A 26,584-nucleotide genomic window follows, 5' to 3' on the forward strand; every position below is an offset into this window, starting at 1 on the left:
TGCTTCCTGCGGCGTGCAGCCGGGTCAAGGCTGGCCGTGAGGCCACCCGCAGGGCTCGGCCTTGAAGCGGCATCACGCCGAAGGACGCTCGCCGTGTGCGGTGCCTGGCCGTTGAGGGCCTGGCACCGCTGACGGCAGAGGGCGACTCGCTCCTTGCCGCTGGCGGGAAGGCGGGGGATGGGTGAAAGGAGCCGCCGCCGAAGGACGGCGGGCAGCAGCGGCAGGCGCCGATGCTGACGCGAAGGCGCACCCGCCCCCAGGCGGGTTGCCGCAGCGCTGCGGGGGCCGACCTCGTGCAGGCGCGGTCCAAGCGCCGGGTCCGCGCCCACGCGGACGCATGAGGTTGGGGTGGGGAGTGCGTTGGGCGAAAGCTTGGCGAGTCCGAGCATCAAGACGCTCGGCGACGGTAGCTCGATGGATGTGAAGCCGTTCCAGGCTGAGCCGATCGGGAAGCTGTCACCCCTGAATTCCCAAGGACTGGAAAGCCTGAGGGTGTCGTTGCCGTACTTCGCGGGCAGTGAGAACACTGCGGGCGTGCTGGGCAGCGGGACTTATGCGCTGCCGGAAATGAGCTATGCGGACCCTGCGGGCGGAGGCTCCTGGTCCGGACTGCCGACGCTTTGGAAGGGTGGCGACTCGGGAACGGAAATCATGGGTCTGGCCGGGACTGCCCCTGTGGGTGAGCTTCGCCGTTTGAATGGCCCCCTGGCCTTCAATGCCGAGTTGCCAGCCGGCGGCAGCTACATCGGCTATGCCGACCGCATGGGGCAGCGCTTCTTCGACGTGAACGACCCAGCCCAGGACCACGCAGGTGGAATACGAGGTCCCCGGCTTCATAGCTGTACAGCACAGGCGCTCCTGTGTGGACTTGCGTGTAACCGCCACGTTGAAGCAGGCTTTGGCATTTTTTGTTCTCGGGAATGGTGGTCGCCCAGAAGCTTGCAATGCCGTAGGAGTGCTGAATCTCGGTATGCATCCAGGCCAGCGCCTCCTGCGCAAAGCCGTGGCCCCAGAAGGTTGGGCTGAACAGAAAGGCGACTTCGGCGATGGAGTCGTGCAGTGTTGCCTCCAGGCGCCCAAGCATCTGCCGTGTCGTTCGCTCTCGCACAAGGAAGTTGAGCCAGCGCTCGTTTCGTCTCGATGCGCCCGGCCCACGGAGAGCTCGCTCTCGGTCGAGGATGAAGTCCTCGGTCGTAGGAATCCCGCCAATGTGTTCGTAAACCGCATGATGGCGGAGTAGCACCGCGAGCTCAGGCAAATGCTCTGCGCGGAGCTGTTCGATGTGTAAACGGGGAGTGCCCAAAGCGGCCCTTTCGCAGCCTGTTGTGATGTGCTTGTCAGTCTAAGTTTTTGGAAGTATTGCTTGATTGCCCCAAGCGCCAATCAGCCGACGTGGCCTAAGGGATACGGCCCGCTCTTGCGCTGCCTGTCGCAGCTGGCGGCGGAAGACGCGGCGCAGGGCAGCACCGATGCCACGAGTTAGTGACTAGCTAGCGCGCCCGCGGGCGGTCCAGCGTTCGTAGCACCTGCGCGAGTTTGCGGACGGCGGCGTCCAGTTCGTAGGGGGCATGGGCGGCGAAGCCCATCAGGAAGCCGGCCTGGCGCCGGCTGGTGGCGTACAGCGCGCTGAGGCCCAGCAGGTCGATGCCGGCGCGGCGCGCGGCGTCCAGCGCTTCGCGCTCGGGGAGGTCGCGGACAAAGAGGCAGGGCATCTGCAGCCCGCCCGCCGGCACGCGCGGCTCGAGCACGCCGGCCAGGTGCTGGCGCAGCAGCCGCGCCAGCACGTCGCGCCGTTCGGCATAGACGGCGCGCAGATGGCGCACATGGGCGCCGAAGTGGCCGCCCTCGATGAAGCGCGCCAGCGTGAGCTGCGGGATGGGCGCGCTGTGCCCGTCCATCAGGGTGCGGGCCACGGTCATGGGCGCCACCAGCGCCGGCGGCAGCAGCATGTAGGCGATGCGCAGGCCGGGGAAGAGGGACTTGGTGAAGGTGCCGATGTAGAGGGTGCGCTCCTGCGGGTCCAGCCCCTGCAGGCAGGCGGTGGGCTTGCCGGCGTAGTGGAACTCGCTGTCGTAGTCGTCCTCGATGATCCAGCCCTGGTGCTCGCGGGCCCATTCGATGATGGCCAGGCGCCGGTCCAGCGCCAGCGTGGCCCCGGTGGGGAACTGGTGCGAGGGCGTCAGGAACACGGCGCGGGCGGATTCGCCGGGCCGGGCGGCGGCGCGGCGCAGCAGGTCGGCGCGCAGGCCGTCGGCGTCCACCGGCACGGGCACGCCCTGCAGCCCGGCGGCCTCGAAGGCCTTGCGCGCGCCGTGGTAGGCGGGGTCTTCGATGAAGAGGCGATCACCGGGGTCCAGCAGCACGTTGGCGCACAGGGTCAGGGCTTGCTGGGAGCTGGTGAGCACCAGCACGCGCTCGGGCGTGGCGCGGGCGCCGCGCTCGAGGTTGAGGTAGTCGGCGATGGCGCCGCGCAGCGCCTCCATGCCCTGCGGCGGGCTGTGCAGCAGCGCCTGCGTGCCATGTTCCTTGAGCACCTGGCGTTGCAGGCGCTCCCAGGTCTGCAGCGGAAAGCTGCGCGTTTCGGGCACGCCCGGCGCGAAGGCGCTTGGCGCGAGGAAGTCGCGCACGCCGCCGCCGTGGAACAGCGCGCTGCCGCGCTGGCTGAGGCGCGGCGCTTCGTGTCGGCCGCTGCCGCCGCGCCGAGCCGTGGCGCCGCCGGTCAGGCGCTGCGCGCGCTCAGACACGAAGCTGCCGCTGCCCACGCGGCGCTCGATGAAGCCTTCGGCATGCAGCTGGCCGTAGGCCGCTTCGACGGTATCGCGCGAAACGCCCAGCGATCCGGCCAGCGCGCGCGAGGCGGGCAGCGGACGGCCGGCATCCAGCGCGCCGTCCAGAATCAGCTGGCGGATGGCGCGCTGCACGCGCGCGTGCAGGGGCAGGGCGCCGTGGGCGGGGTCGCCGATCCAGGCCTTGACGGATTCCAGTTGGGCGGTCTTGAACAATTGGTCGGTATGCCTGGCGATAAATGGCGGGGAACCGCCGGCCATTATGGGGCTACAAATCGGGCCATGAACGCTGCCCCGTCACCCGCTCCCTCCTCGTCGCCATCGTCCTCCGCGCCGCTGCGCTGGAGCGACCTCGCCCACCCGGTGGTGGCCGGGTTGATCTCGGTGATCGTCAACTACGGCGGCACCTTCATCCTGGTGTTCCAGGCCGCGAAGGTGGCCGGGCTGGGCGCGGAGCTGACGGCGTCGTGGGTGTGGTCGGTGTCCATCGGCGTGGGCGTGACCGGGCTGCTGCTGAGCTGGATGAGCCGCGAGCCCATCATCACCGCCTGGTCCACGCCGGCGGCCGCCTTCCTGGTCACCGCGCTGGCGGGCACGCCGTATGCGGAGGCGGTGGGGGCTTACCTGATCTCGGCGGCGGCCTTCGTGGCGCTGGGGCTGTCGGGCTGGTTCGAACGGGTGATCCGCCTCATTCCGCCCGGGGTCGCGGCGGGGCTGCTGGCGGGCATCCTGCTGCAGTTCGGCATCGGCGCCTTCGCGGGCGTGAGCGTGGACCCGCTGCTGGCCGGGCTGCTGATCGTGGCCTATGTGCTGCTGAAGCGCTTCACGGCGCGCTACGCGGTGGTGGGCATCCTGGTGCTGGGGCTGGCCTTCTTGCTGCTGCAGCAGCGCGTGGACCTGTCGGGCCTGCGGCTGGAGCTGGCCCGGCCGGTGTTCACCGCGCCGGCGTTTTCGCTCAACGCCTTGCTGAGCGTGGCGCTGCCCCTGTTCCTGATCACGCTGACCGGCCAGTACATGCCGGGCATGCTGGTGCTGCGCAACGATGGCTTCAAGACCAGCGCCAACCCCATCGTGACCGTCACTGGGCTGGGGTCGCTGCTGATGGCACCGTTCGGCTCGCATGCCTTCAACATCGCCGCGATCACGGCCGCCATCTGCACCGGCCGCGAGGCGCACGACGACCCGTCGCGGCGCTGGATCGCGGGCATCGCCGCCGGGCTGTTCTACATCCTGGTGGGCGTGTTCGGGGTGACGCTGGCGGCGGTGTTCATGGCCTTCCCGTCCACCTTCATCACCACGCTGGCGGGCCTGGCGCTGCTGGGCACGATAGGCGGCAGCCTGGCCAGTGCGCTGGCTGACGCGCGCACGCGCGAGGCGTCGCTGATCACCTTCCTGGCCGCCGCGGCCAACATCCAGCTGGTTGGCATCGGCGGCGCCTTCTGGGGACTGGTGATCGGGCTGCTGGCGCATGCGGTGCTGCATGGCCGGCTGCCGCGCCGCGCCGCCGCGGTGGCGGTACAGCCCGAACGCCATGCGCCGGCCCGCCCCGCTTCCGTTTCTTCCCCTGGCTCAGGAGTTCGCCCGTGATGCCCCGCCCGCCCGACACCCAGACCCGCCACGACCAGCACGGCCGCTATCCCGAGGCCGCGACGGTGGAGGACTTTCGCCGCAACCTGGCGGCGGTGCGCGCGCGCATCGAGGCCGCCTGCCGGCGCGCGGACCGCGACCCGGGCACGGTGCGCCTGCTGCCGGTCAGCAAGACCAAGCCTGAGGCCAGCCTGCGCCTGGCGCATGCCGCGGGATGCCGGATGCTGGGCGAGAACAAGGTGCAGGAAGCGCATGGCAAATGGGAGGCGATGCGGGACCTGACCGACCTGCGTTGGTCGGTCATCGGCCATCTGCAGACCAACAAGGCCCGGCTGGTGGCGCGCTTCGCGACCGAGTTCCAGGCGCTGGACAGCCTGCGCGTGGCGGAGGCGCTGGACCGCCGCCTGCAGGCCGAGGGGCGGGCGCTGGACGTGTTCGTGCAGATCAACACCTCGGGCGAGGCGAGCAAGTACGGCCTGGCGCCGGAGGAGGTGCCGGCCTTCGTGCGGGCGTTGCCGGCGTACGCCGGCCTGCGCGTGCGCGGGCTGATGACACTGGCGCTGTTTTCCAGCGAGGCCGAACGGGTGCGCCACTGCTTTGCGCGGCTGCGCGCCCTGCGCGATCGGCTGCGCCAGGAGGCGCCGGCCGGGGTCGCGCCGGACGAGCTGTCCATGGGCATGTCGGGCGACTTCGAAATCGCCATCGAGGAGGGCGCCACCGTGGTACGCGTGGGCCAGGCCATCTTTGGTGCCCGGCCCTTGCCGGACAGCTTCTACTGGCCCGGCGCGGCGGGGGAGGGCGACCAGACCGCGCCCGCAGGCTGAGCGCGGAGCCGGTCGCAGTGGCGCGAGTGCCGGCGCCACCCGGTCCGAGCAATTGTGGTATCCTCGCGCTCATAGATTCGCACAAGACCGTTCTTCCAAGGTCTTACTGCAGCCCCGCTGGTCTCCCCCAGGCCTCATCTCGCGAGCGGCTCGCTACAGCTTCACCCCGCTGATTGTTCTTGAGTGTTTCTGTCTCCATGTGCCATGGCGGCGTACGGAGTGCGTTTGCATATTCACCCCCTCTTTTTCAAAGGAAACACCATGAACACTCAAACCGGCATCGTGAAGTGGTTCGACGACGGCAAGGGCTTCGGCTTCATCACCCCCAGTGATGGCAGCAAGGACCTGTTCGCCCACCACAGCGAAATCCGCAACAACGGCGGCTTCCGCACGCTGGCCGAAGGCGCGCAGGTCGAGTTCGAAGTTAAGCAAGGCCCCAAGGGCCTGCAAGCCGCGAACATCCGCGCGCTCTGATCGCCAAGCCACTGCCGTCGAGGGGCGCGGCCAATCGCCCCTCACACCTCCCAAACCGCGCCAAGACGGTTCCCGCCGATCAAGGCGCACACCTCAAGAAGATGATGCAAAGAAACAGCATTGAGGTGGGGCGCTTTTCTGTCTCACCGATGACCAAAACCGATACCGATGGCCGCTTCGTCGCCTCGGTGTCCATTCGCTCCGGCACGGGTGCCGCGAGCACGGATCGCGTCTGGCGATTCGAACCCCGCTTCTCGAACGCCGAAGCCGCCTTGCGCTTCGCTGCCAACGAAGGCGTTGCCTGGGCGCTCACGCATTGAGCGCCGATTTATCAACCGGTGGCCGGGCGTCATCGGGCGACTTGAGTTGCCCGGTCCCTGGCACCCCTCACGAGGTTCCCTATGGCCAAAGAAGAGCTCATTGAGATGCGCGGCACCGTCAACGAGGTGCTGCCCGACTCCCGCTTCCGGGTCACCCTCGAGAACGGCCACGAGGTCATTGCCTACACCGGCGGCAAGATGCGCAAGCATCACATCCGCATCCTGGCCGGCGACGCCGTGACGCTGGAGCTGTCGGCCTACGACCTGTCCAAGGGCCGGATCACCTTCCGTCACCTGGAGCGTCGCTCCCCGCCTCCCAGCGGCGGATCCATGCGCCGGTAATTCGCCATCGCACGGTTTCTTCAGCTGTCTGCCCTGGGGTTTGCTCCAGCGAGTACTCCGACCGCGCGTGCATGCACGACAAGGGTGTCCGTCGCTGTCGGCTCGGGCTGGCCGCCACGGGTCACCCTTGCGGGAACTCAACGGGGTGCCGGGCTTTGACGGCTGTGCGCTACGATGCTCACATAGACCGTGAGCCGATCAACCCGAAGCCTTCGCTTCGTTCGATCTCTTCGAGCGCGCCGCAAGTCCTCGCCTTGATTGCCTGGCGCATCTGTTCGGGCCACACGCCGTGGCTCGAAACGCGAGGAGTATGAGCATGTCTATCCCGCTGGAGCCCGAGGCGCTCCGCGATTCTTTGCGCACGAGCGTGGACGCGCTGCAACGGCGCCAAGCGAACGAAATTCCCGAGCCTTTGATTGATCGGCTCGTCGAGCTGGACTGGCTCGAATGGAATGGCGGTGCGCTGCGCCTCACCACAACGGGTGAGAACATCTACCGAAAGGCCGTGGCACTCTGGCGCGCAAGTCCGGGGTCTGCACCGAGCCCCCCACAGGCAACCCGTCACTCAGGAGTCTCCAATGGCTAAGCCCAACTACCAGTTCGAGAAGCGTCAGCGGGAATTGGCCAAGCAGCGGAAGAAGCAGGAGAAGGCGCAACGCAAGGCGGCTGCTCCTTCTCCGGCCGAGTCGGATGAACCCAAGGTGCCGGCGGAAAGCTGAGCGGCTCGCGGACCTGCCAAGGGCAGGCGCTGCACGCCAGGCCGCAAGAAAAAACGGCGCCGTGTCACACGGCGCCGTTTTCGTTTGGGGTCTGACGATGGGCTAGCTCTGGCTCAGGATCCAGCCCACGGCGTCCTTGAGCTCCGCGTCGGAGATTTTGTCCGGGCCGGTGGGCGGCATCGGAATGGGACCGAAGCTGCCCTTGCCACCGGTGCGCACCTTCTGCACCAGCGTGGCGCCGACGTCCTGGCCCTTGTACTTCGCGGCGATGTCCTTGAAGGCCGGCCCGACCAGCTTCTTGTCCTTGACATGGCAGGCCATGCAGCCGGCCTTGCTCAGGCTGTCGGGCTGGGCCCGGGCGCTGCCCGGCAGGGCCAGCACCAGGCCTGCTGCCAGGGCCAGCAGCGCGAGCGCCTGGACCGGTGCCCGCGCCCCCGCGGCGGGGGGCGCGAGGCGGATGCGGGAAGAGTTGCGCATGTCCGCCTCCGTCGGGTCAGTAGATGTCGTGCTGGGTGTTGTAGACGTTGAACTTGCCGGTCGGGGTGATCAGGCGCGGGTCCTTGATCACGACCTTGGGTTGCAGCGTCTTGTCGTCCACCACCACGATGGCGCTCTGCTTGTCCTTCGCGGACCAGACCGAGAACCACACCTCGTCGCCCGCCTTGTTGTACTCCGGCTGGACCACGCGCTTGGCGCCGTCGTCGCTCAGCCCGGCCCACTGGGCGATGGGCAGCACCTTGTAGCCCTTGTCCAGACTGTTGATGTCGAACACCACGACGGATTGCGACATCGCCGGATCCGGGTTCAGCGGGGTGTCGACATAGAGGTGCTTGCTCTTCGGGTGCGTCTTGAGGAACAGCGAACCGCCGCCCTGGCCCTTGAGCTGCGCGACTTCCTTGAAGGCGAACTGCTTGTTGCGCACCGGGTCGGTACCGATCAGCGAGATCGCCTCGTCGCCCAGGTGTCCGGTGCTCCAGACGGGACCGAACTTGGGATGGACGAAGTTGGCGCCGCGGCCCGGATGCGGGATCTTGCTGACGTCGACCAGCTTGACCAGCTTGTCTTCCTTGGCGTCCACCACCGCGATCTTGTTGCTCTGGTTGGCGGCCACCATGAAGTAGCGCTTGCTGCTGTCCCAGCCGCCGTCATGCAGGAAGCGGGCGGTGCCGATCTCGGTGACCTTCAGCGAATCCAGGTTGGAATAGTCCACCATCAGGGTCTTGCCGGTCTCCTTGACGTTGACCACGAACTCCGGCTTGTAGTGGCTGCCCACGATGCTGGCCACGCGCGGCTCGGGGTGGTACTCCTGCTTGTCCACGGTGTTGCCGCGGGTGGAGATCACCTTCAACGGCTCCAGCGTGTCGCCCTTCATGATCACGTATTGCGGCGGCCAGTAGGCGCCGGCGATGGCCAGCTTGTCCTCGAAGCCCTTGAACTTGCTGGTCTCCACCGAACGCGCTTCCAGGCCAGTGCGGATCTCGGCCACGTTGTCGGGCTTCTCCATCCACAGGTCGATCATGTTGATCTTGGCATCGCGCCCGATCACGTACAGGTAGCGGCCGGAGGCCGAGGTGCGCGAGATGTGCACCGCGTAGCCGGTCTTGACGATGTTGATGATCTTCTTGGTGTCGCCGTCGATCAGCGCCACCTCGCCGGTGTCGCGCAGCGTGGTGGAGAAGATGTTGTCGATGTTGTAGTTGTTCAGCTTGCGCGTCGGCCGGTCCTTGGGCGGGATGATGACCTTCCAGGTCGCCTTCATGTCCGCCATGCCGAACTCGGGCGGGGTGGGCGGCTCATGCTGGATGTAGCGCGCCATGATGTCCACTTCCTTCTCGGTCATCTCGCCGCTGGTCTGCCAGTTGGGCATGCCGGCCGGGGAGCCGTAGGCGATGAAGACCTTGAGGTAGTCGGTGCCCTTGCCCAGCGTGATGTCCGGGGTCAGCGGCTTGCCGGTGGCGCCCTTGCGCAGCACGCCGTGGCAGCCGGCGCAGCGTTCGAAGTAGATCTTGCGCGCCTGGTCGAACTCGGCCTGGGTCATCGGCGGCGCCTTGGGATTGGTGCTTTGCACCATGGGCACGTCGGTCAGGGCCGACGGCGCCGCGTGGTACTTCACGTCGCCCGGCGCGACATCCTTCTTGTCCTGGGCCATCACGGCCAGCGGCAAGGCCGCCAGCGCCACGGCCAGACGGGTCCATTTCATCATCGGGGTCCTGCCCATTCTTTTCTCCTTGGGGTCAATCGCCATCGATCGCCGCCATCGTCGGACGGGCGTGCCCCTGCGTCCTTGAACTGGTTCAAGCGCCGCATGCGGCGTGTGGCGCCGGTACCGACGCGATAGCGCTGTGGGATCGGGCCCGTGCAGGCGCGCGCCCGTGGCCGTGCGGAGCTCGGTCGCGTTCAGAGAGGGGAGGGGGCCGCGGACGGCTCAGGCCGGCGCCGCGCCGCCGGGGTGCAGTTCGTCGCGCAGGCGCTCGAACAGCGCGTCGGCCTGGGCCGGGTCGAACTGGGCGTGGTAGTGCTTGCGCACGCCGTGCTGATGCAGCATCACGTGGCGGTCAGGCCGCAGGCCCTGGCGTTCCAGGCAGGCGCGCGTGCAGGCCAGCACGCAGCCGTCCAGCGCCAGGATGGGGCGGCCGGCGGACTGCGCGTCCACGGCCTTGCGCACCAGGCTGGGCACGCCGCCGCCCACGCCGGCGATGCAGGACATTTCGGCCAACCCGGCGCGGTCCAGCCGCAGCGCCAGATGGTTGGCCATCTGCGCCGCGTCGGAACAGCCGGAGCAGCTGTAGACCAGCGGGAGTTCGCCTGGGTTTGCCATGGCCGGCATGGTGTCGACGCCACGGCCCCTGTGCATTGCGCCACATCAAAAGCGGTATCCGCCATATTGCTTTAAGCCAAGACCGACCCGACAATTGCTTCATCTTCAATACATCTTTAAAGACCTCCATGGACCTCGCCGCCGACACCTTGCCGCTGCTCAACCTTGCCGGACTGGACGCCGAGCTGAGCCGCAGCCGCCTGCTCACCGCCTTCGAACACCTGGCGCCGGGTCAGGCGATGGATCTGGGCAGCGACGCCGACCCGGCGGTGCTGGAGCAGGCGCTGGCCGAGGTCTGGCCGCGTCAGTACAGCTGGGTGGCGCTGCCGCCGCAAGGCCTGCAGGGCCGTGTGCGCGTGACCCGCAAGGCCGCCGGCGGCTGCTGCGGCTGCTGCGGCGGCCAGTGATCACCTGAACCAGGGGCCACAGATGGGCACCGTCTTCCTGAACATCGAAGAGCCGCGCCGCCGCTTGCCGCGCAAGGGCTTCGCGTTGTGGCAGCTGGGCTTCCGGCCCTTCTACCTGCTGGCCGCGGCCTTCGCGGCGCTGAGCGTGCCGCTGTGGGCGCTGCAGTTCAGCGGCCTGCTGTCGCAGGCCTGGCTGCGCGGGTCGGCCTGGCATGCCCACGAGATGGTGTTCGGCTACACGCTGGCGGTGGTGATCGGCTTCCTGTTTACCGCCGGGCGCAACTGGTCCGGCCAGCCCACACCGACCGGTCGACCGCTGATGCTGCTGGCCGCGCTGTGGGTGGCGGCGCGCGTGGCGGTGCTCACGCCCTATGCCTGGCTGGCGCTGGCGCTCAATGTCGCGGTGCCCTGGCTGGCCGCCTGGGGGCTGTGGGGCGCGCTGCGCCGTGGCAACAACCGGCGCAATGACTTCTTTGTCGGGCTGCTCATGCTGATGGGGCTGGCGGCGGGGCTGCTGCACCTGAAGTTGATGGGACTTCTGGTCCTGCCCTGGGGGCTGAGCCCGGATCTGCCTCTGGCGCTGGACGTGGTGGTCTTCATGATCGCGGTGATGGCCGGGCGCGTGGTGCCGATGTTCTCGAACAATGGCGTGCCGGGCATGGACGCGCGGCGCGACCCGCGCGTCGAAAAGGCCGCGCTGGGCAGCGTGATTGCGCTGATGGTGCTGGACGCGCTGGGGCTGCAGGGCGCGCTGATGGCCGGCGCACTGGCGTTGGCGATGCTGGCCCATGGCGCGCGTCTGTGGCTGTGGCAGCCCTGGCGCAGCCGCAGCAATGCGCTGGTCTGGGTGCTGCACCTGGCCTATGCCTGGCTGCCGGTGCACCTGGGCCTGCGTGCGCTGGCGATGCTGGGCCTGGTGCCGGCCGGCGTGGCCACGCATGCGCTGACCGTGGGCGTGATCGGACTGATCACACTGGGCATGATCACGCGCACCGCGCTGGGCCATACCGGCCGCGCGCTGCGCGCCGGCCCGGTGGAGCAGGCCGCGTACGGGAGCCTGGCCGGCGCCGCGCTGGTGCGCGTGCTGCTGCCGCTGCTGGCGCCGGCGCAGCTGATGCTGGCGGTGCAGCTGTCCGCGCTGCTGTGGACCCTGGCCTTCGTGCTCTATCTGTGGCGCTACACGCCCTGGCTGATGCGCACCCGGGCCGACGGGCTGCCGGGCTGAGCGGCCGTCCCGCGCCGCCCATGAAGCAGGCGCTGGCGCCGCATCGGCCCTGGTTTCTTGCCGGCGCGCTGTTGTGGGCCGCGGCCACGGGGGGCTGGGCGCTGGTGCTGGCCGGCCGGTTCGTGCCGCCGCTGCCCGTGCCGGTGACGCTGTGGCATGCGCTGCCGCTGGTGCTGGGCGTGATGCCGGCCTTCATCCTGGGTTTCGCCCTGCAGGCGCTGCCGCGCTGGCTGGGCCTGGACGCGGCCCACACGCGCGGGCGTGGCCGGGCCGATGCGCTGTGCGCACTGGGCTGGCTGACGGGCTGGGGCCTGCTGCTGGCCGGCCATCCGGCGCCCGGCCTGGGACTGGCCGCCGCCCTGCTGCTGCCGCCCTGGCTGCGGCTGGCGCGGCTGTGGCGCCGGCCCGAGCGGCGCGCGTCGCCGCAGGCGCTGGTGCTGCAGCTGGCCCTGGCGGCGCTCGTACCGCTGCTGGTGGCGCTGGCCGCCACGCTGGGCGGGGGCGGGGCCGCGCTGCCGCGCGCGCTGCTGCACCTGGGCCTGTGGCTGTGCATCGCGCCGGTCTTTGGCGTAGCGCTGCAGCGGCTCACGCCTTTCATGCAGGGCGGGCTGTGGCGCGTCGAGTCGGCGCCGGCGCTGCGTCTCTTGTGGGCGCTGCTGCTCGCGTTCGCGCTGCTCGCGGTGCTGGACCCGGCGCTGCCCTGGCATCCGCCCGCCGCGTTGCGCGGGGTCGCTGTTGCGGTTTGGCTGGCGCTGGCGCTGCGGCTGTGGCGCGGCGCCCGCCGGCCCGAACTGGCCGCGGCGCTGCGCCAGCCGCTGGTGGCGCAGCTGCGGCGCGCGCTGGACTGGCTGTGTCTGGGCCTCGTGCTGGCGGCGGCGGCATGCCTGTGGGCGCTGGCCGGGCACGACGCCATGCCTTGGAGGGATGCGGCGCTGCATGCGCTGACGCTGGGTTTCATGGCCGGCGCCTGGCTGGCCATGGTCAGCCGCGTCACCGCGACGCAGGCCGGCCGCGCGCAGGCGGCCGACCGCGTGCAGCGCGCGCTGTATGGGCTGCTGCAGGCGGTGGTCGTGGCGCGCGTCGCGGGCGCCTTGCTGCCCGGCAGGGGGCCATGGCTGTGGACGGGCGCGGCGGCGGGCTTTGCGCTGCTGGCGCTGGCCTGGCTGGCGCGCCACGGGCCCTGGCTGCTGCGGCGCGGCCGCTGAGCCCCGCTGTCAGCGGCGCAGCGGCGGACCGAACTCGCCCATCGCCGTGTCGCGGTGCTCCCAGGGGCGGTCCTCGGCCCAGCGGGCCAGCCAGGCATGCAGGTCTTCGGCCGGCATGGGCCGCGCGATGCCATAGCCCTGGACGACATGGCAGCCCAGGTCGCGCAGCGCCAGCCCGTGGGCCACGGTTTCCACGCCCTCGGCGATCACGCGCCGCTTGAAGGCCGCGGCGAGGTCGATCACGCCCTTGACGATGCTGAGGTCGTCGGGGTCCACCAGCATGTCGCGCACAAAGCTCTGGTCGATCTTCAGCGTTTCCACCGGCAGCTTGCGCAAATGGGTCAGCGAGGAATAGCCGGTGCCGAAATCGTCCAGCGCGAAGCGCACGCCCAGGCGCTGGCAGCGCGCCAGCACGACCAGGGCTTCGTCGATGTCGTGGATGGCCGCGGTTTCCAGCACCTCCAGCTCCAGGTCGCGCGCCGGCACCGACGGATGACGCGCCAGCGCGCGCTCCAGCGAACCGGCGAAGTCGCGCCGCAGCAGATGGTTGGCGCTGATGTTGACGCTGACCGGCAGGCGCAGCCCGCGTTCGCGCCAGGCGTCGAGCTGGCGCAAGCCGGCTTCGATCACCCATTCGCCGAATTGCTGCTCCAGTTCGCCGGCGCCGACGATGGCGAGGAACTCGGCCGGCGGCAGCAGCCCGCGCTGCGGATGCTGCCAGCGCGCGAGACCCTCGACCCCGACGACCTTGCCGCTGAGGAAGTTGACCTTGGGCTGGTAGTACAGCACGAACTCGCCGTCCCGCAGGCCCTGGCGCACGCGCGCCACCTGCTCGCGATGCTGCTGCGACAGGCGGTCGCTCTCGGGGTCGAAGAGCTGGTAGCGGTTGCGGCCGGCCTGCTTGGCCAGGTACATGGCCTGGTCGGCGTGGCGCAGCAGGGTGTCGGGGTCGGAGTTGTCGGCCGGGTAGAGGCTCACGCCCACGCTGACCGAGGTGGTCAGCGCCAGGCCGCGGAACTCGATGGGCCGGCGCGCCGCATGCAGGATGCGCTCCAGCACCTGGGTGCATTCCTCCAGTGAGTGCAGATCGGACAGCAGCACGACGAACTCGTCACCGCCCAGCCGAGCCAGCGTGTCCTCGGAACGCAGCACGGCCTTCAGATGGCCGGAGACGCCCACCAGCAGCGCGTCGCCGGCCGCATGGCCATGGGCATCGTTGATGGCCTTGAAGTTGTCCAGGTCCAGGAAGCAGACCGCGGTGGACAGGCTGGAGCGCGCCGCGCGGTGGATGGCCTGGGCCAGGCGGTCGGACAGCAGGCGCCGGTTGGGCAGGTCGGTCAGCGAGTCGTAGTTGGCCACATGGTTGAGCTCGGCCTCGTGCGCCTTGGTGTCGCTGATGTCGGTGGAGACGCTGACGAAGTGGCTGATGCGCCCCTGGGGGTCGCGCACCGTGGACACCGACTGCAGCACCGGGAAGAGCTGGCCGTCCTTGCGCCGGTTCCAGATCTCGCCGCGCCAGGCGCCGCGGTTCAGCAGCGCGTCCCAGAACTGGCGGAAGAAGGCGTCGTCGTGCCGGCCCGAGCGCAGCAGGCGCGGCGTACGCCCCAGCACCTCGTCGCTGGGGTAGCCGGTGATGCGCTCGAAGGCGGGGTTGACCTTGACGATCGCGCCCTCGGCGTTGGTGACCATGATGGCCTCGCCGCTGCTTTCGAAGACCACATGCGCCTCGCGCATCGCCAGCTCCAGCGCCTTGCGTTCGTGGATGTCGGTGTGCGTGCCCGACATCAGCAGCGGCGTGCCCTGCTCGTCGCGCGCGACGATGCGCCCGCGCGTCAGGATCCAGCGCCAGCCGCCGTCGCGGGTTCGCGCGCGCAGCTCCACCTCGTGGCTCTCGGTTTCGCCGCGCAGGTGGCGTGCCACCGATTGGCGCACCGCCGGCAGGTCGTCCGGGTGCACCAGCTGCGCCCAGTTGGGGGAGGCGCCCAGGCGCAGCTCGCCGGGGGCATAGCCCAGCAGCGATTCCCAGCGCGCGCTGACCAGGAACTGGCGTGTCTTCAGATCCCATTCCCAGTAGCCCTGGTCCGAGCCTTCCAGCACGCGCTCCAGCTGGCTGCGGCTGGCGCGCAACGCCTCCTCGGCCTTGCGGCGGTCGGAGATGTCGGCGGACAGCGCGTAGTAGCCGCTGAGGTCGCCGTTGGCGTCCCAGGAGGGCGCGCAGATGACGTTGAGCCAGACGCCAGGGATGGGCTCCCAGTCGAAATTGACGGGTTCCCCCGCCAGCACGCGCTCGATCATGGGGCTGATCTGGGCCAGCCGCACCGGGCCCAACACCTCGGCCACGCTGCGTCCCGCGAGTCCCGGCCATTGCGGCGCGAACAGGGTCTGGTACTGTGAGTTCGCGTAGACGTAGCGGCGGTCCTTGCCGACGAAGGCGATCTGCGCCGGCGCACTGTCGATCAGCGCGCGCAGATGCTGCTCGCTGGCATGCAGCTGCTGGGTGCGCTCCACCACCATGCGGTCCAACTCCTCGTAGCGCTGGCGCGCCAGCTCCTGCGCGCGCAGCGCCAGGCTCTGGTCGTGCAGCACGACGACGCGGCCCACCCGCGCGCCGCCGGGTTCCACCAGCGGTGTCTCGGTCAGCGAAACCGGCACGCGGCGTCCGTCCGGCGTGCACAGGATGTGCAGCGGCAGGCCGTGCGAGGGCTCGGTGATCGCCTGGCCCTGGGCCGGGTCTTCCAGCGTGCAGACCTCGCGCAGGCGCCGGCCCAGCGCGTCGTCGGCGCGCCAGCCGGTCAGGGCCTCGGCGGCCGGATTCATTTGGCTGATCAAGCCTTGCTCGTCGGTGCCCAGCACGGCGTCGCCGATGGAGCTCAGCGTGGTCGCGAGTCCCTGCTCGCTGCGCACCAGCGCCAGGCGGCGCGATTCCAGCACGCGCATCTGGCGCCGCAGCGCCACATAGACGCCGGCCAGCAGCAGCGGCAGCAGGCCTGCGAGAAGCAGGCTCAGCAGCTCGGCCTGACGGCGCAGGCGCGCCTGCTCCAGCTGGCGCAGCGTCAGCAGGCGCTGCTCTTCCGCCACCATCTCCAGCAGCACGCCGTGCACCGCGGCGCGCGTGCCGGCGATATTGCTCGCGGCGACGAAGGCATTGGCTGCCGCGGCGCCCTCGGTGGCGCGCAGCTGCACGACGCGGTCGGAGAGCTGGCGCCGTGCCTCGATGGCCTTGCGCAGCGTGGCCAGCAGTTCGATCTGGCGCGGGTTGTCGGCGGTGAGCTGTCCCAGTTCACTCAGCAGGCGCTCGCGCTCGGCGACGGCCTTGTCGCGCTCCGCGACGAAGTTCTGCTGACCCGAGATTCGGTAGCTCTGCGTGCTGAGCTCGATCTGCAGCGTGCGCGAGCGCGCCTCCGACAGCCGGTTCAGCACCTGCAGCGTGTGCGCGACACGCTCGTCGGCCTGCGCGGCGCTGTCCGCCAGCCGCCAGGTCAGGCCCGCCAGCGCCAGCACCACGATCGCGCTGGTCATGAAGGCCCACAGGATGCGCGTCTGCAGAAGCTTGATGGTCTGCATGCTGCGCTCAGCGGTTGGCGTGGACGGGAACCCCACGGCCGGCCAAGGCCGTTCGAGGTCGAACCGATGCGGGGCCCGCACGGTCTCTGGGCCTGTTCAATCCCGAACCCCGGGCGCGCGAGGCTCCGCGCAGGAGGCGCGGCGCCTCGGTCACCCGATCACCCGGCGGCAATGTCGCCATGCTGTCCTCCCGGAGACCATGTGGCTCCTACAGCGTCGTGAATGACGTTGACTGTATCGAGGCGGGGCGAAAACGACGAGTGTGACAACCCCAGCGGTTGGGGGACTACCACGCCGCGGGCCGCCTCCCGGCGCCCGCGGGCGTGGTGGCAGGGCCTCAGCGCACCGTCACCGAGACAGGGGCGCCGAACACCGTGTAGGCCGAGTTCTCGTCCATTTGATAGACGTAGCCCGGCATCACCAGCGCGCTGCCGGGCAGCTTGAAGCTCAGGCTGCCGTCGGCGTTCACCGTGTGGGCCGGCGCGTCGCCGAGCACGACGAAGCGGTTGGCCGGCGCGCTGCGCGTGCCCTTGCCCTGAGTGAGCAGGGTCAGCGGCAGCGTGAAAGGCTGGCCCGCGCTGGCGCTGGCGCTGCGCGCGCTGGCGACCGAGGTGACGAAGTCCGCCGCCCACCAGGCGTCATCCGTGGTCAGGCCGTGGATGCCGTAGCTGTAGAAGCGGTTGAAGTCCTTGCGGTCGCGGAAGGTCCAGGGCCAGAAGGTGGTGCCGCGGTGCTTGGCCGCCTCCAGCAGCGGCGGCGCCAGGTTGGCGTAGGAGGGGTTGAAGGTGCTGGAGTAGGTCTGCGTCTCGTCCAGCACCGCGCGCAGGTCGGCACCGGGCTTGCCGGTGTTGGGCGTGCCGGTGAGGAAGCCGCCGGTGACGCCGGGCAGTTCGGTCTTCAGCCGTTGCAGCTGGGCGCCGTGGAAGGTGATCAGCACCAGCTGGTCGGCCACCCCGTGGCGCTCGATCAGCGCGCGCAGCGGCGCGAGGATCTCCGGCTTGGTGCTCTTGATCTCGACGAACAGCGTGACCTTCTTGTTGTTCTTGAACTCGACGAAGTAGTCCTCCAGCGTGGGCACCGCATAGCCGCTCTTGGTGCGCAGCTTCTTCACCTCGGCCAGGCTCATCTTCTCGATCTCGCCGGTGCCGTTGGTCGTGCGGTTGACCGTGGCGTCGTGCATCACGACCAGGTGGCCGTCGGTGGTCAGGTAGATGTCGTTTTCCACCGCGTCGGCGCCGGCTTCGACGGCCAGGCGCGAGCCCTCGATGGTGTTCTCGTCGGCCTTGCCGGGCATGCCGCGATGGCCGGTGATCAGCGGCTTGCGCAGCAGGGTGTTGGCCGGCAGGCGGGCCAGCACCTCGGCGAACACCGTGCCATGGCTGGCGATGACGCCGTTGACGCCGCTGACCAGCAGTTCGGCCGCCTCGGCCTGGGTGCTGGCGCTGGAACGCGCCCAGGGCGTGATCAGCAGGCGCTGCACATGCTCGATGCTGGCGCGCTGCAGCAGGGCCTGCGGCAGCACGACGATCTTGGCCAGCGCGCGGTTGGTGGACTGCACCACGCTGAGCACGTCGCGCGCATTGGCGCCCAGCCGCGTGTCGGCCGACAGGTCCAGCGCGCTGCGCAGCTTGGGCAGCGCCTGGCGCGCGCTGCGCAGCAGCTCGACCTGGTCGGACAGCAGCGTCAGGTCGGCGAGGTCCTGCGTGGCAGACAGCGCCACCAGGGCCTGCACGGTGGCCTGGTCGCGGATGCGCAGCACCGGCAGCGTGCGGCGGTCGCCGCGGCTCAGCAGGGCCTTCAGCGAGCCCAGGTCCTCGCCAGCCTCGCCGCGCAGGCTCAGCTTGGCATCCAGCTCGTACAGCGCCTGGCTGGCGCGCGAAGCGCTCAGATCGGTGCCGGCGCGCATGGGCTGCACCAGCGTGGGCGCCATCGAGGCGCGGGTGCCGCTGTCCTGCACGGCGATGAAGCCGTCCAGCTCGGGCAGCGGCGTCGCCTGCTCGCTGACCTTGATGCGGTCCACCTTCATCACCAGGCCCGCGGTGGACAGGCCGAGGCCGCCCTGGGCCTGCGCGGGATCCAGCTCCTGGTCGTGCAGCAGCGTGCCGTCGAGGTAGTGGCGCACGCGGTTGCCATGCACCACCACGCTGGCGCGATAGACCCGGCCTTCGACGATGTCCTCGCCGTGGGCCTTCTTGCCGATCACGTTCCAGGTGTCCTTGGCCGTGCGCTGGGCCAGTTCGGCGCCGTTGCTGGCGCTGGCGTTGGCGCGCATCGCGAACTGGTAGTAGGGGGTGGGCAGGTCGGCACCCTTGCCCGCGGCGGCGCGGTAGACGATGCTGCCCCAGCGGGCCGCGTCGTTGCGTTCCAGATAGCTGAAGTCGATGTCCACGCGGTAGTTCGCCTGTGTCTGAAGTGACTCGGGCAGCAGCACGGTGGTCATGGTGCTGCTGTGCTTGCGACCGTCAATGTACAGGCTGCCGTCGCGCACGGTGGCGCTACCCGCACTGCCGTTGGCCAGGCGCCAGCCGGCGGGCAGTTCGCCGTTCTTGTCGAAGCTTTCGTCCAGCAGCAGCTTGGCGGGCTGTTCCAGCGCCGGCGGGGGCAGCGATAGCCCATCGCCGCCGCCACAGGCGGCCAGGGCCAGGGCCAGGGCGGTCACGAGCAGGGTGGGGGAGGTTCTCATGCGGGGCTCCAAGAGGGAAAGCCGCGCAATCTAGGCTGGCCGCGTGACGGATTCGCGTCAGAGGCGCCAGCTGGGCGATGCAAGACCCCGCGGGGCGAACAGCAGCCCCCGGGGGCCGCCGGTGCGCAGGGCGAGCAGGCGTCAGCGGCTGCTGACCCAGTTCAGCCCCAGGGTCCACCAGGACTCGCCCGGGCGCGGCAGCGCCTGCGCCCGGCTGACGTCCAGCGAGAAGTTCTCGTTGAAGAAGTGGCGCAAGCCGACGCGACGCTGCGCATGCTGGCCGTCGTCGAACCACTCGACCAGGCCCTGCCAGCGCTCGTGGGGCTGCCATTCCAGCGCCACGCCGCGGCGGGTCTGGTCGGGCTCGCGGCGGCGGAAGTCGCGGCCCAGGTTGAGATGCAGGGTCAGGTCTTGCCGGGGTTGCCAGCTCAGCGGGATCAGCAGGGTCTGGCCGGCGTAGCGCGGGGCCTGGTTCTGCCAGGTGGCGGACCAGACCAGGCCGGCCCCCAGGCCCGGCAGCCATTCGCGCGCCCATTTCAGCTGCAGGCCGCCGCTGCGCTGCACGGCCTCGCCGCGCGGGCTGTTGCGGGTGAGGTTCAGCCCCAGTTCGACGCCGAACAGATGGCAGCCGGGGCCCAGGTAATGCAGCTGGCGGTCGCGCGCCTGCTCGTTCCAGAGTTCCAGCTGGCACTGGCCGGGTTCGAGGATGGCGGCATCGTCCACCGCGTGGTGGCCGCCGGTGGCCTGGCAGGGCAGCGCCGGCAGCGCGCCCAGCGCCAGCGCCGCCAGCCGCGCCAGGACAGGGCGGACGGCGTCGGCGGGCGGGGAAGACGGGGGCAGAGGCATGGGGATGGCGGCGGGTGGACAGCCGCCATCGTCGGCGATGCGGGCGCTGGCGCGCAACAGCCAACCGGCCTGGGCGTGAATCCTTGCCGGAAGCGGCGGGGTGCGCGGCGATCGCCGGCGCCGCGCTCAGTGCGACGTGCCTTCCTCGCGGCTGATTTTGTTGCCGACGTTGTACTTGCCCACCGGCTTGCTCATCGGGAGGCGCTTCACCTCCTTCAGCGTGCGCGCGTCGTAGACGATCAGCGCGCCGTCCATTTCCCACACGCTGGCCAGCACGTAGCGGCCGTCGCGCGTGAACTCGACGTGGGCCAGGGTCTTGCCGGGCTCGCGCACCTGGGCCACGACCTCCAGCTTGCTCTTGTCGATCACGCTGAGCGTGTCGCGGCCCTGGGCGCTCATCATGGAGTCGGCCCAGGCATAGGGGCTGGCGGCATGGCTGCGCAGGAAGAAGCCCGGCCCCGGGGTGGCGATCTCGCGCAGCGCGCTCCAGTTCTTCAGGTCGATCACGCTGATGCGGCCGTCGCTGAGGTTGGGGCTGGCCATCACGCGCCGACCCTGCCAGTCGAAGCTGATGCCCGACCCCAGGTGCGGCATGCCCTGGATGGGCAGGGTGGCGATGCGCCGGCGCACGTCCAGGTTGACCACCTGGCCCAGCAGCGGCTGGGCCTTGCCGTCCTGGCCCTCGCGCGGGCGCGCGGCGCCCAGCACATGGGTGTAGCGGTCGTCGAAGAAGAAGTCGTCCAGCGGCTCGTCCAGCGGCGTGCGGCGCGGGTTCAGGAAGCCCGGCGTGGGCAGGGCTTCGCCTTGGCGGTGGTCGTGGACCAGGCCGTCGTGGATGGGCGCGGCCTGGCGGTCGTAGGAAATCTCCCAGAGCTCGGCGATGTCCTTCAGCGCGACGACGAAGCTGTGGCGCGGCGCCGCGTCGTAGACCGCCGAGACGCGTGAGCTGGCCTTGCCGTCCAGGCTCTTGGCCGGGATGAGCTTGACCAGGCGCAGGTCGGCGTCGAACAGCGCCACGCTGTGCGGCAGGTAGTTGGCCGCCATCACCCATTGGCCGTCGGCGCTGACCGCGATGTTGCGCATGTTCAGCCCGGCGCGCACCTCGGCCACCCACTGCAGGCGCCAGAGGTCGTACTTGCTGATCCAGCCGTCGCGCGAGCCGAAGTAGACGAAGCGCCCGTCGGGGCTGAACTTGGGGCCGCCATGCAGCGCGAAGCGCGACGGGAAGCGGTGGAAGCGCTCGAAGCGGTCGCCGTCGACCAGGCTGATGTGGTGGTCGCCGCCCTCGACGACGACGAAGAGGTTGAGCGGATCGCCGGGCCAGACCGGCTTGTCCAGGGTCGGCGCGGGGCGCTCCACCGGGCCGTCCTGCCACAGGCGCGACGCGCGGATCTCGGCCTCGCCCCAGCTCGGTTCGGGCAGCACGGGGCTGCGGATGTAGGCGGCCAGCGCCTGGATCTCGGCGGCCGAGAGCTGCCCGGCGAAGGCCGGCATCTGCGTGGCCTGGCGGCCCTGGGTGATGACGCGCTGGGCCTCGGCGGGGCGCAGGCGCTCCAGGCTTTGCGGCAGCAGCGCCGGGCCCATGCCGCCCAGGCGTTGCTCGCCGTGGCAGGACTGGCAGTGCTGGCGGTACAGCGCGGCCGCGTCCACCGTGGCGGGCTGCGCGGCGGCCGGGCGCGGGCCCAGCACGGCCAGGCTCAGGATCAGGCCCGCCAGCGCGGCGCGCGGCAGGGAGGGGGAGACGAGCTTCATGGGGGTCCTGGTGGAGGTCAGAGCACGGGGCAGCCAGCGGCCGGCGCGGCCTCGGCGATGGGCACGACAGGCCTGCGGGCCTCGGTGAAGGGCAGGGCGGCGACGGGGTGCAGCCGGTTCAGCCGCTCGGCCTGCTCGGGCGACAGGCCGATCTCGGCGTCGTCCAGGTAGCAGCCCGGGTCCGGGCCCCAGGGGTCGCCGCTGAGCTGCTGGGCGCGCACGCGGGTGTTGCCGCCGCAGATGGCCAGGTGGGCGCATTCGGCGCAGCGGCCCTTGAGCGGGCGCGGATGGGCCTTGAGCCCGGCCATCAGCGGGTCGCTGCGGTCTTCCCAGATCTCGCCGAACGGGCGCTCGCGCACCTGGCCCAGCGGGTGGTGCCACCACATGGTGTCGGGGTGGACCACGCCCAGGTTGTCGATGTTGGCCACGCCGACGCCGGAAGAATTGCCGCCCCAGGCGCGCAGCCGCGTGCGCAGCGCGTCGCTCCAGGCGGGAAAGCGCCGGCCCACCCATTGCAGCAGGTAGACGGCGTCGGCATCGTTGTTGCCGGTGACGTAGTCGCGCTCCGCGCCCGCCTCGGCATCGCGCCAGGCGGTCTCGAAGAGCAGGTCCAGCGCGTCGCGCGTGGCGGTGAAGCGGGCGTCGCGCTTGCGGTGGATGTTGCCGCGTCCGGCGTAGTTCAGGTGGGAGAAGTAGAACTTGTCCACCGCTTCGTCGCGCATCAGCTGCAGCAGCGCCGGGAAGTCCTGGCCGTTGAGTTCGGTGAAGGTGTAGCGCAGCCCGGTCTTCACGCCCTGCTCGCGCAGCAGGCGCAGCGCCCGCACCGAGGCATCGTAGGCGCCCGCCAGGCGGCGGAAACGGTCGTGCGTGTCCTTCTGGCCGTCGATGCTGATGCCCACGTAGTCGAAGTTCTGGGCGGCGATGCGCCGCGCCAGCGGCGCGTCGATCAGCGTGCCGTTGGTGGACAGCGCGGTGTAGAAGCCCAGGCGCTGCGCCTCGTCGGCGATCTCGAACAGGTCGGGGCGCAGCAAGGGCTCGCCGCCGGAGAGGATGAGCACGCGCACGCCGTAGTCGCGCAGCTGGCCCATGACGCGGAAGACCTCGTCGCGGTCCAGCTCGCCGGGGTAGTCGTGGTCGGCCGACAGCGCGTAGCAGTGCTTGCAGGTCAGGTTGCAGCGCCGTGTCAGGTTCCAGATCACCACCGGCCGCACGGGGCCGCGGGCGGCGCGCGCGGGCGGCGGGTAGCTGCCGCTGCGCTGGGCCTGGGCGATCTCGCGGAGGTATTGGCTGATTCTCAGCATGGCGCTTGCTCCCTCAGTCGGAGTCCGGTCTTTTTCAGGATCGCGCTGCTGTAGAGGATGTCGTGGGCCCGGCAGGCCGGCCCCAGCAGCGTGCGCAGCCGGGCGGCCTGGGCCTGCACGGCCTCGCGGCGGTGCCCATGCAGCATCGCGAACAGGTTGTAGGGCCAGTCCGGCAGCCGGCGCGGGCGCCGGTAGCAATGACTGACCCCGGGCTGCGCGGCGATCAGCGCGGCGAGCCGGTCGATCTGGCGCTCGTCCACGTCCCAGACGCTCATGCCGTTGGCCACATAGCCCAGGCGGTAATGGTCGGGCACCGCGGCGATGCGGCGCACCAGGCCGCGCGCGCGCATCGCGGCGAAGGCCTGCAGCACCTCGTCCTCGCCCAGGCCCAGCATCGCGCCCAGCGCCTCGAAGGGGCGCGGCAGCAGCGGCAGGCCCTGCTGGCTGGCGCGCAGCAGGCGGCGCTCCAGCTCGCTCAAGGGCGCGTCGTCGGCTTGCGTGGGCACGGCGGCGACATCGAGCGCGGAGACGGCCTCGGGCAGCGGCTCGCCCGGCGCGGCGACCGGCAGGAAGAGCCCGACGCCGTACTCGCGCTCCTTGGGAAAGGCGAGCACGCGCAGGCCGGTCAGCGTCTCGATGTGCGCGCAGGCCGCGTCGGCGGCGGCCGGGGTCTCGGCGCCGACGACGAACCACATGTTCAGCGCATGCTCGCGGCGGTAGTTGTGCGCCACCTCGGGCAGCGCGGCCAGCTGCGCGGCCACCGCGGCGAAGCGCGGCTCGGGCACGGCCATCGCGGCCAGCACGAAGCGGCCGCCGGCACGCTCGATCTGGAACAGCGGGCCGAAGCGGGTCAGCGTGCCATCGGCGAGCATGCGCGATAGCCGCTCGATCAGCGCCCATTCCGGACAGCCCAGCTCGGCGCCCAGCTGCTCGAAGGGGCGCGGACACAGCGGCAGGTCGCGCTGCAGGCGGTTCAGCAGGCGCGCGTCCAGCGCGTCCAGCACCGCGGGGCGGGGCAGCCCGGGCTCATGCATGGTCGTGCTCCGGGGCCAGCCAGGCCGGTTCGGCGGAGGGCTCGGCGAAGTAGCGCGCGCCGCATTGCTTGAAGCGGCGCAGGCTGAACAGCACGTCCTGCGGCAGCGCTTCCAGCCCGGCGGCGGCGCGTGCGCGCGCCAGCAGCGCCAGCACCGCGCCGCGTTCACGGCCGTGCAGCATGCAGAACAGGTTGTAGCGCCAGCCCGGCGCGCGCTCGCGCCGGTAGCACAGGGTCACGCCGGGCTGGGCGGCGAGGCGCGCGCCCAGCGCGTCCACTGCGTCGTCCGGTGCATCGAACACGCACATCGCGTTGGCCGCATAGCCCAGTTCATGGTGGCGCACGACGATGCCGAAGCGGCGCAGCTGGCCGCCGTCCAGCCAGTCCTGCAGCCGGGCGTGCAGCGCCGGCTCGTCCATCCCGAGCTGGCGCGCCCAGCGCGCATAGGGGCGAGGCTCCAGCGCCAGGCCCTCTTCGGCCAGCGCGGCCAGCGCATGGTGCTGCGGCGCCAGCGGCGCGGACGCGGCGGCGGGCGGTGGGGGGCGCAGCGCGGAGGCGGTGGCGCCGCCGGCGAGGTCGAAGCCCAGGTCGATGCGGTAGGCGCGGCGCATGGGCAGGCGCAGCACGGTCAGCCCGCTGGCGGCCTCCAGCGCGTCCAGGTCCCGCTGCAGCGCGTCGGCCCGCGCGCCGGTGAGCACGAACCACAGGTTGAGCAGGTGCTCGCGCTCATAGCTGTGGTTCACGCCCGGGTGGCGGCCCACCAGCGCCGCGACCGTGTCCAGCCGCTCGGCCGGCACGGCCATCGCGCACAGCAGCGCGGCGCCGCCGGCGCCGGCGTTCCAGACCGCGCCGATGCGCGAGAAGAAGCCCTGCTCGCGCAGCCGCGAGAGCCGTTGCAGGACCTGTGCCTCGTCCACGCCGCAGGCCCGCGCCAGTGCGTCGAAGGGGCGCGGCCGCAGCGGGAAGCGGTGCTGCCAGTCGTTCAGCAGGCGCTGGTCCAGCGCGTCGTCCATGTTCAGAACCCCATGCGCAGCGCGCGGCTGGTGAAGAAGATGCCGCTGGGCGCGTCGGCCGGCAGGCGGGCCAGCGTCGCGAAGCTGTCGGTGGCGATCACGTGCACCTCGTTGGAATCGCGCGCCGAGATCCACACCGCCTCGCCGCGCGGCGTGAACTCCATGTGCAGCACGGCCTTGCCGGGCCGCAGCGTGTGCACCACCTGGCGGCGCTGGGTGTCGATCACCTGCACGCGGTCGTAGTCGGGCACGGCGAAGTTGACCCAGACCTGGCGCCCGTCCGGCCGCGCCATCACGAAGACCGGCTGGCCGGCCACCGGGATGCGGCCCACCTCGGCCCAGCTCTCGGTGTCCACCACCAGCACCTCGTGGCGGCCGATCGCGGGCAGGTAGGCATGGCGGCCGGCGATGGCCCAGCCGCGCAGGTGCGGCATCTTGAACACCGGCAGCGGCTCCTGGCCGCGGCCGTAGCCGGCCAGGATGCGCTCGGCGCGCGGCGTGTCGGCCCACAGGTCGACCTTGACCAGCCCGTCCTCGCCGAAGAGGCCGGCGATGTAGTGGCGGCCGTCTGGTGTCAGCAGCGCGTCATAGGGCTGGCGGCCCACGTCGCGCAGCCGCGTGATGCGCGGCGCGGCGGGGTCGGCGAGATCGGCGATCCAGATCTCGCCGGCGTCGAACAGCGAGAAGATGAAGCGCTGCCCCGGCAGGTCGGCGAGGCCGACGACGCGCGAGAGCCGGCCCGGCGCGTACTCGGCCGGGATGTCGGCCACCAACTTCAGCGTCTGCGCGTCGAAGACCTTGATGCCGCCCGGCTGGTAGTTCTGCGCCGCGACCAGGCGGCCGTCCTGCGAGATCGCGCCGCCGATCGAGTTGCCGCTCTGCTGCACGCGCGCCAGGATGCGCCGGCTGGGCAGGTGCACGCGGGTGAGCGCGCCATCGCGGCCGAACACATAGGCATGGGCGCCATCGCGCGAATAGACCAGCGAGGCATGCGACAGGTCGCCCAGGCCCTCGATGCGGCCCAGCGCCTCGCGCCGGCTGGTGTTGATCAGCTGCAGGCTGCCGCGCGCGCGCTCGACGACCAGGCCCAGGTCGCCGGTGCCCTGGATCGTCGGGCCGGCGGTCTCGGGCGCGGGCGTGGCGCAGCCGGCCAGCCCGGCGGCGAGCGCCAGGGCGGCGAGCAGCCGGCGCGGCCAGGCGGCGGGAGCGGGGAGCGCGGGACGGTGGGCGGCGCTGAATGCGGCGCGAAGTGCGGTGAGGCTCATGGCTTGGGCGTGGCGGTGTCGGGGTCCTGGCGCAGCCGTCCGGCCAGCCAGTCGGCCTCCTCGGCGCTGATCATGCTGCGCCAGGGCGGCATGGGCGTGCCGGGACGGCCGTGGTAGATGGTGGCGGCCAGGCTGTCGCGCGGGATCTCGCGCATGCGCGCCGGGCGCAGGTCCGGCCCCAGGCCGCCGGTCATGCGCAGGCCGTGGCAGGAGCCGCAGTCCTGCTCCAGCATGCGCAGCAGCTGCTGCTGGCGCGCCGGCGCGGGCGGAGCCGGCTGTGCCGCGGCCGCGCCGGCCAGCCCGAGCGCCAGCCACAGCGCCCTGGCGAAGTGCCGTGGCTGGCGTGGGCGATGCGGATCGAGGGCGGCAAGAGCCGTTTTCATGGCGACTTTCTCTGAGGCGGACCCCGGGCTTGGGGTG

General features: G+C 70.9%; 24 protein-coding genes. 10 read left to right on the forward strand and 14 right to left on the reverse strand.

The window, feature by feature from the left end:
* Positions 1 to 712: 712 nt before the first annotated feature.
* Complete coding sequence (locus tag LZ017_RS00005; RefSeq protein WP_277604413.1) at positions 713 to 1,303, reverse strand: GNAT family N-acetyltransferase; 591 nt, start codon at positions 1,301 to 1,303, stop codon at positions 713 to 715.
* 187 nt (positions 1,304 to 1,490) lie between these two features.
* Positions 1,491 to 3,002: a PLP-dependent aminotransferase family protein gene (locus tag LZ017_RS00010; RefSeq protein ID WP_241297980.1), complete on the reverse strand. Its 1,512-nt coding sequence runs from the start codon at positions 3,000 to 3,002 to the stop codon at positions 1,491 to 1,493.
* 66 nt (positions 3,003 to 3,068) lie between these two features.
* On the opposite strand from LZ017_RS00010, the gene LZ017_RS00015 reads away from it, so the two are divergent.
* The 7 genes from LZ017_RS00015 to LZ017_RS00045 all read left to right on the forward strand — a co-directional run bounded on the left by LZ017_RS00015 (position 3,069) and on the right by LZ017_RS00045 (position 7,052).
* Positions 3,069 to 4,373, forward strand: coding sequence for a benzoate/H(+) symporter BenE family transporter (locus LZ017_RS00015; protein ID WP_241297982.1), 1,305 nt, complete (start codon positions 3,069 to 3,071; stop codon positions 4,371 to 4,373).
* Positions 4,373 to 5,197, forward strand: a complete 825-nt coding sequence (locus LZ017_RS00020; RefSeq protein ID WP_241298673.1) for a YggS family pyridoxal phosphate-dependent enzyme — start codon at positions 4,373 to 4,375, stop codon at positions 5,195 to 5,197. The genes LZ017_RS00015 and LZ017_RS00020 overlap by 1 nt, the downstream gene beginning before the upstream one ends.
* A gap of 261 nt (positions 5,198 to 5,458) precedes the next feature.
* Complete coding sequence (locus tag LZ017_RS00025; protein ID WP_241297983.1) at positions 5,459 to 5,671, forward strand: cold-shock protein; 213 nt, start codon at positions 5,459 to 5,461, stop codon at positions 5,669 to 5,671.
* A gap of 104 nt (positions 5,672 to 5,775) precedes the next feature.
* Positions 5,776 to 5,991: a hypothetical protein gene (locus LZ017_RS00030; RefSeq protein WP_241297985.1), complete on the forward strand. Its 216-nt coding sequence runs from the start codon at positions 5,776 to 5,778 to the stop codon at positions 5,989 to 5,991.
* Positions 5,992 to 6,072: 81 nt separating this feature from the next.
* A complete protein-coding gene (gene infA / locus LZ017_RS00035) occupies positions 6,073 to 6,333 on the forward strand; it encodes a translation initiation factor IF-1 (protein WP_241297987.1) in 261 nt (86 codons plus the stop codon).
* Positions 6,334 to 6,649: 316 nt separating this feature from the next.
* Positions 6,650 to 6,919 (forward strand): hypothetical protein, encoded by a 270-nt coding sequence (locus tag LZ017_RS00040; protein WP_241297988.1) that lies wholly within the window; start codon positions 6,650 to 6,652, stop codon positions 6,917 to 6,919.
* On the forward strand, positions 6,912 to 7,052 hold the full coding sequence (locus LZ017_RS00045) for a hypothetical protein (protein ID WP_241297990.1): 141 nt from the start codon (positions 6,912 to 6,914) through the stop codon (positions 7,050 to 7,052). The genes LZ017_RS00040 and LZ017_RS00045 overlap by 8 nt, the downstream gene beginning before the upstream one ends.
* Positions 7,053 to 7,154: 102 nt before the next feature.
* Here the strand turns inward: LZ017_RS00045 and LZ017_RS00050 are convergent, their stop codons facing one another.
* The 3 genes from LZ017_RS00050 to LZ017_RS00060 all read right to left on the reverse strand — a co-directional run bounded on the left by LZ017_RS00050 (position 7,155) and on the right by LZ017_RS00060 (position 9,870).
* Complete coding sequence (locus LZ017_RS00050; RefSeq protein ID WP_241297991.1) at positions 7,155 to 7,529, reverse strand: c-type cytochrome; 375 nt, start codon at positions 7,527 to 7,529, stop codon at positions 7,155 to 7,157.
* Positions 7,530 to 7,545: 16 nt separating this feature from the next.
* Entirely contained in the window at positions 7,546 to 9,252 is a 1,707-nt protein-coding gene (locus LZ017_RS00055; RefSeq protein WP_277604415.1) for a nitrite reductase, read from the reverse strand.
* A 225-nt stretch (positions 9,253 to 9,477) separates the two neighbouring features.
* On the reverse strand, positions 9,478 to 9,870 hold the full coding sequence (locus LZ017_RS00060) for a putative zinc-binding protein (RefSeq protein WP_241297993.1): 393 nt from the start codon (positions 9,868 to 9,870) through the stop codon (positions 9,478 to 9,480).
* Positions 9,871 to 9,998: 128 nt separating this feature from the next.
* Between LZ017_RS00060 and LZ017_RS00065 the strand changes: the two genes are divergently transcribed.
* Genes LZ017_RS00065 through LZ017_RS00075 form a run of 3 tightly spaced genes read left to right on the forward strand, consistent with a single transcriptional unit; the run spans position 9,999 to position 12,707 of the window.
* Positions 9,999 to 10,277 carry a hypothetical protein gene (locus LZ017_RS00065; RefSeq protein WP_241297995.1) on the forward strand — a complete coding sequence of 93 codons (279 nt, stop codon included), beginning with the start codon at positions 9,999 to 10,001 and terminating at the stop codon, positions 10,275 to 10,277.
* Positions 10,278 to 10,299: 22 nt separating this feature from the next.
* Positions 10,300 to 11,502 (forward strand): NnrS family protein, encoded by a 1,203-nt coding sequence (locus LZ017_RS00070; protein ID WP_241297996.1) that lies wholly within the window; start codon positions 10,300 to 10,302, stop codon positions 11,500 to 11,502.
* A 20-nt stretch (positions 11,503 to 11,522) separates the two neighbouring features.
* Complete coding sequence (locus LZ017_RS00075) at positions 11,523 to 12,707, forward strand: NnrS family protein (RefSeq protein WP_241297998.1); 1,185 nt, start codon at positions 11,523 to 11,525, stop codon at positions 12,705 to 12,707.
* 9 nt (positions 12,708 to 12,716) lie between these two features.
* Here LZ017_RS00075 and LZ017_RS00080 read toward each other — a convergent pair whose 3' ends face one another.
* The 9 genes from LZ017_RS00080 to LZ017_RS00120 all read right to left on the reverse strand — a co-directional run bounded on the left by LZ017_RS00080 (position 12,717) and on the right by LZ017_RS00120 (position 26,547).
* On the reverse strand, positions 12,717 to 16,271 hold the full coding sequence (locus LZ017_RS00080; protein WP_241297999.1) for an EAL domain-containing protein: 3,555 nt from the start codon (positions 16,269 to 16,271) through the stop codon (positions 12,717 to 12,719).
* 337 nt (positions 16,272 to 16,608) lie between these two features.
* Positions 16,609 to 18,954 (reverse strand): glycerophosphodiester phosphodiesterase family protein, encoded by a 2,346-nt coding sequence (locus LZ017_RS00085; protein WP_241298000.1) that lies wholly within the window; start codon positions 18,952 to 18,954, stop codon positions 16,609 to 16,611.
* A 141-nt stretch (positions 18,955 to 19,095) separates the two neighbouring features.
* The gene (locus tag LZ017_RS00090; RefSeq protein WP_241298002.1) at positions 19,096 to 19,800 is read right to left on the reverse strand and encodes a hypothetical protein; all 705 of its coding nucleotides are present in this window, start codon (positions 19,798 to 19,800) and stop codon (positions 19,096 to 19,098) included.
* 126 nt (positions 19,801 to 19,926) lie between these two features.
* The gene (locus LZ017_RS00095) at positions 19,927 to 21,552 is read right to left on the reverse strand and encodes a nitrite reductase (protein ID WP_241298004.1); all 1,626 of its coding nucleotides are present in this window, start codon (positions 21,550 to 21,552) and stop codon (positions 19,927 to 19,929) included.
* A 17-nt stretch (positions 21,553 to 21,569) separates the two neighbouring features.
* Positions 21,570 to 22,853, reverse strand: coding sequence for a heme d1 biosynthesis radical SAM protein NirJ (gene nirJ / locus LZ017_RS00100; RefSeq protein WP_241298005.1), 1,284 nt, complete (start codon positions 22,851 to 22,853; stop codon positions 21,570 to 21,572).
* Positions 22,847 to 23,887: an AsnC family transcriptional regulator gene (locus tag LZ017_RS00105; protein ID WP_241298007.1), complete on the reverse strand. Its 1,041-nt coding sequence runs from the start codon at positions 23,885 to 23,887 to the stop codon at positions 22,847 to 22,849. Before LZ017_RS00105 ends, nirJ begins: the two co-directional genes overlap by 7 nt.
* The gene (locus LZ017_RS00110) at positions 23,880 to 24,899 is read right to left on the reverse strand and encodes an Lrp/AsnC family transcriptional regulator (RefSeq protein WP_241298008.1); all 1,020 of its coding nucleotides are present in this window, start codon (positions 24,897 to 24,899) and stop codon (positions 23,880 to 23,882) included. The genes LZ017_RS00105 and LZ017_RS00110 overlap by 8 nt, the downstream gene beginning before the upstream one ends.
* A 2-nt stretch (positions 24,900 to 24,901) precedes the next feature.
* Positions 24,902 to 26,164 carry a cytochrome D1 domain-containing protein gene (locus LZ017_RS00115; protein ID WP_241298010.1) on the reverse strand — a complete coding sequence of 421 codons (1,263 nt, stop codon included), beginning with the start codon at positions 26,162 to 26,164 and terminating at the stop codon, positions 24,902 to 24,904.
* Entirely contained in the window at positions 26,161 to 26,547 is a 387-nt protein-coding gene (locus LZ017_RS00120) for a cytochrome c (RefSeq protein ID WP_241298012.1), read from the reverse strand. Before LZ017_RS00120 ends, LZ017_RS00115 begins: the two co-directional genes overlap by 4 nt.
* Positions 26,548 to 26,584: the final 37 nt, after the last annotated feature.

Origin of the sequence: Pelomonas sp. CA6, from assembly GCF_022549225.1 — a bacterium.
In the GTDB taxonomy this organism is placed as follows: Bacteria; Pseudomonadota; Gammaproteobacteria; order Burkholderiales; family Burkholderiaceae_C; genus Roseateles.

What these genes read in the sequence shown, in the direction of transcription:
- LZ017_RS00065 (WP_241297995.1), top strand. Translation starts at nt 9,999, where the DNA reads ATGGACCTCGCCGCCGACACCTTGCCGCTGCTCAACCTTGCCGGACTG.
- infA (WP_241297987.1), top strand. Translation starts at nt 6,073, where the DNA reads ATGGCCAAAGAAGAGCTCATTGAGATGCGCGGCACCGTCAACGAGGTG.
- LZ017_RS00090 (WP_241298002.1), bottom strand. Translation starts at nt 19,800, where the DNA reads ATGCCTCTGCCCCCGTCTTCCCCGCCCGCCGACGCCGTCCGCCCTGTC.
- LZ017_RS00110 (WP_241298008.1), bottom strand. Translation starts at nt 24,899, where the DNA reads ATGGACGACGCGCTGGACCAGCGCCTGCTGAACGACTGGCAGCACCGC.
- LZ017_RS00045 (WP_241297990.1), top strand. Translation starts at nt 6,912, where the DNA reads ATGGCTAAGCCCAACTACCAGTTCGAGAAGCGTCAGCGGGAATTGGCC.
- LZ017_RS00115 (WP_241298010.1), bottom strand. Translation starts at nt 26,164, where the DNA reads ATGAGCCTCACCGCACTTCGCGCCGCATTCAGCGCCGCCCACCGTCCC.
- LZ017_RS00095 (WP_241298004.1), bottom strand. Translation starts at nt 21,552, where the DNA reads ATGAAGCTCGTCTCCCCCTCCCTGCCGCGCGCCGCGCTGGCGGGCCTG.
- LZ017_RS00020 (WP_241298673.1), top strand. Translation starts at nt 4,373, where the DNA reads ATGCCCCGCCCGCCCGACACCCAGACCCGCCACGACCAGCACGGCCGC.
- LZ017_RS00050 (WP_241297991.1), bottom strand. Translation starts at nt 7,529, where the DNA reads ATGCGCAACTCTTCCCGCATCCGCCTCGCGCCCCCCGCCGCGGGGGCG.
- LZ017_RS00075 (WP_241297998.1), top strand. Translation starts at nt 11,523, where the DNA reads ATGAAGCAGGCGCTGGCGCCGCATCGGCCCTGGTTTCTTGCCGGCGCG.
- LZ017_RS00085 (WP_241298000.1), bottom strand. Translation starts at nt 18,954, where the DNA reads ATGAGAACCTCCCCCACCCTGCTCGTGACCGCCCTGGCCCTGGCCCTG.
- LZ017_RS00080 (WP_241297999.1), bottom strand. Translation starts at nt 16,271, where the DNA reads ATGCAGACCATCAAGCTTCTGCAGACGCGCATCCTGTGGGCCTTCATG.
- LZ017_RS00120 (WP_241298012.1), bottom strand. Translation starts at nt 26,547, where the DNA reads ATGAAAACGGCTCTTGCCGCCCTCGATCCGCATCGCCCACGCCAGCCA.
- LZ017_RS00015 (WP_241297982.1), top strand. Translation starts at nt 3,069, where the DNA reads ATGAACGCTGCCCCGTCACCCGCTCCCTCCTCGTCGCCATCGTCCTCC.
- LZ017_RS00105 (WP_241298007.1), bottom strand. Translation starts at nt 23,887, where the DNA reads ATGCATGAGCCCGGGCTGCCCCGCCCCGCGGTGCTGGACGCGCTGGAC.
- nirJ (WP_241298005.1), bottom strand. Translation starts at nt 22,853, where the DNA reads ATGCTGAGAATCAGCCAATACCTCCGCGAGATCGCCCAGGCCCAGCGC.
- LZ017_RS00060 (WP_241297993.1), bottom strand. Translation starts at nt 9,870, where the DNA reads ATGGCAAACCCAGGCGAACTCCCGCTGGTCTACAGCTGCTCCGGCTGT.
- LZ017_RS00070 (WP_241297996.1), top strand. Translation starts at nt 10,300, where the DNA reads ATGGGCACCGTCTTCCTGAACATCGAAGAGCCGCGCCGCCGCTTGCCG.
- LZ017_RS00030 (WP_241297985.1), top strand. Translation starts at nt 5,776, where the DNA reads ATGCAAAGAAACAGCATTGAGGTGGGGCGCTTTTCTGTCTCACCGATG.
- LZ017_RS00040 (WP_241297988.1), top strand. Translation starts at nt 6,650, where the DNA reads ATGTCTATCCCGCTGGAGCCCGAGGCGCTCCGCGATTCTTTGCGCACG.
- LZ017_RS00055 (WP_277604415.1), bottom strand. Translation starts at nt 9,252, where the DNA reads ATGAAATGGACCCGTCTGGCCGTGGCGCTGGCGGCCTTGCCGCTGGCC.
- LZ017_RS00025 (WP_241297983.1), top strand. Translation starts at nt 5,459, where the DNA reads ATGAACACTCAAACCGGCATCGTGAAGTGGTTCGACGACGGCAAGGGC.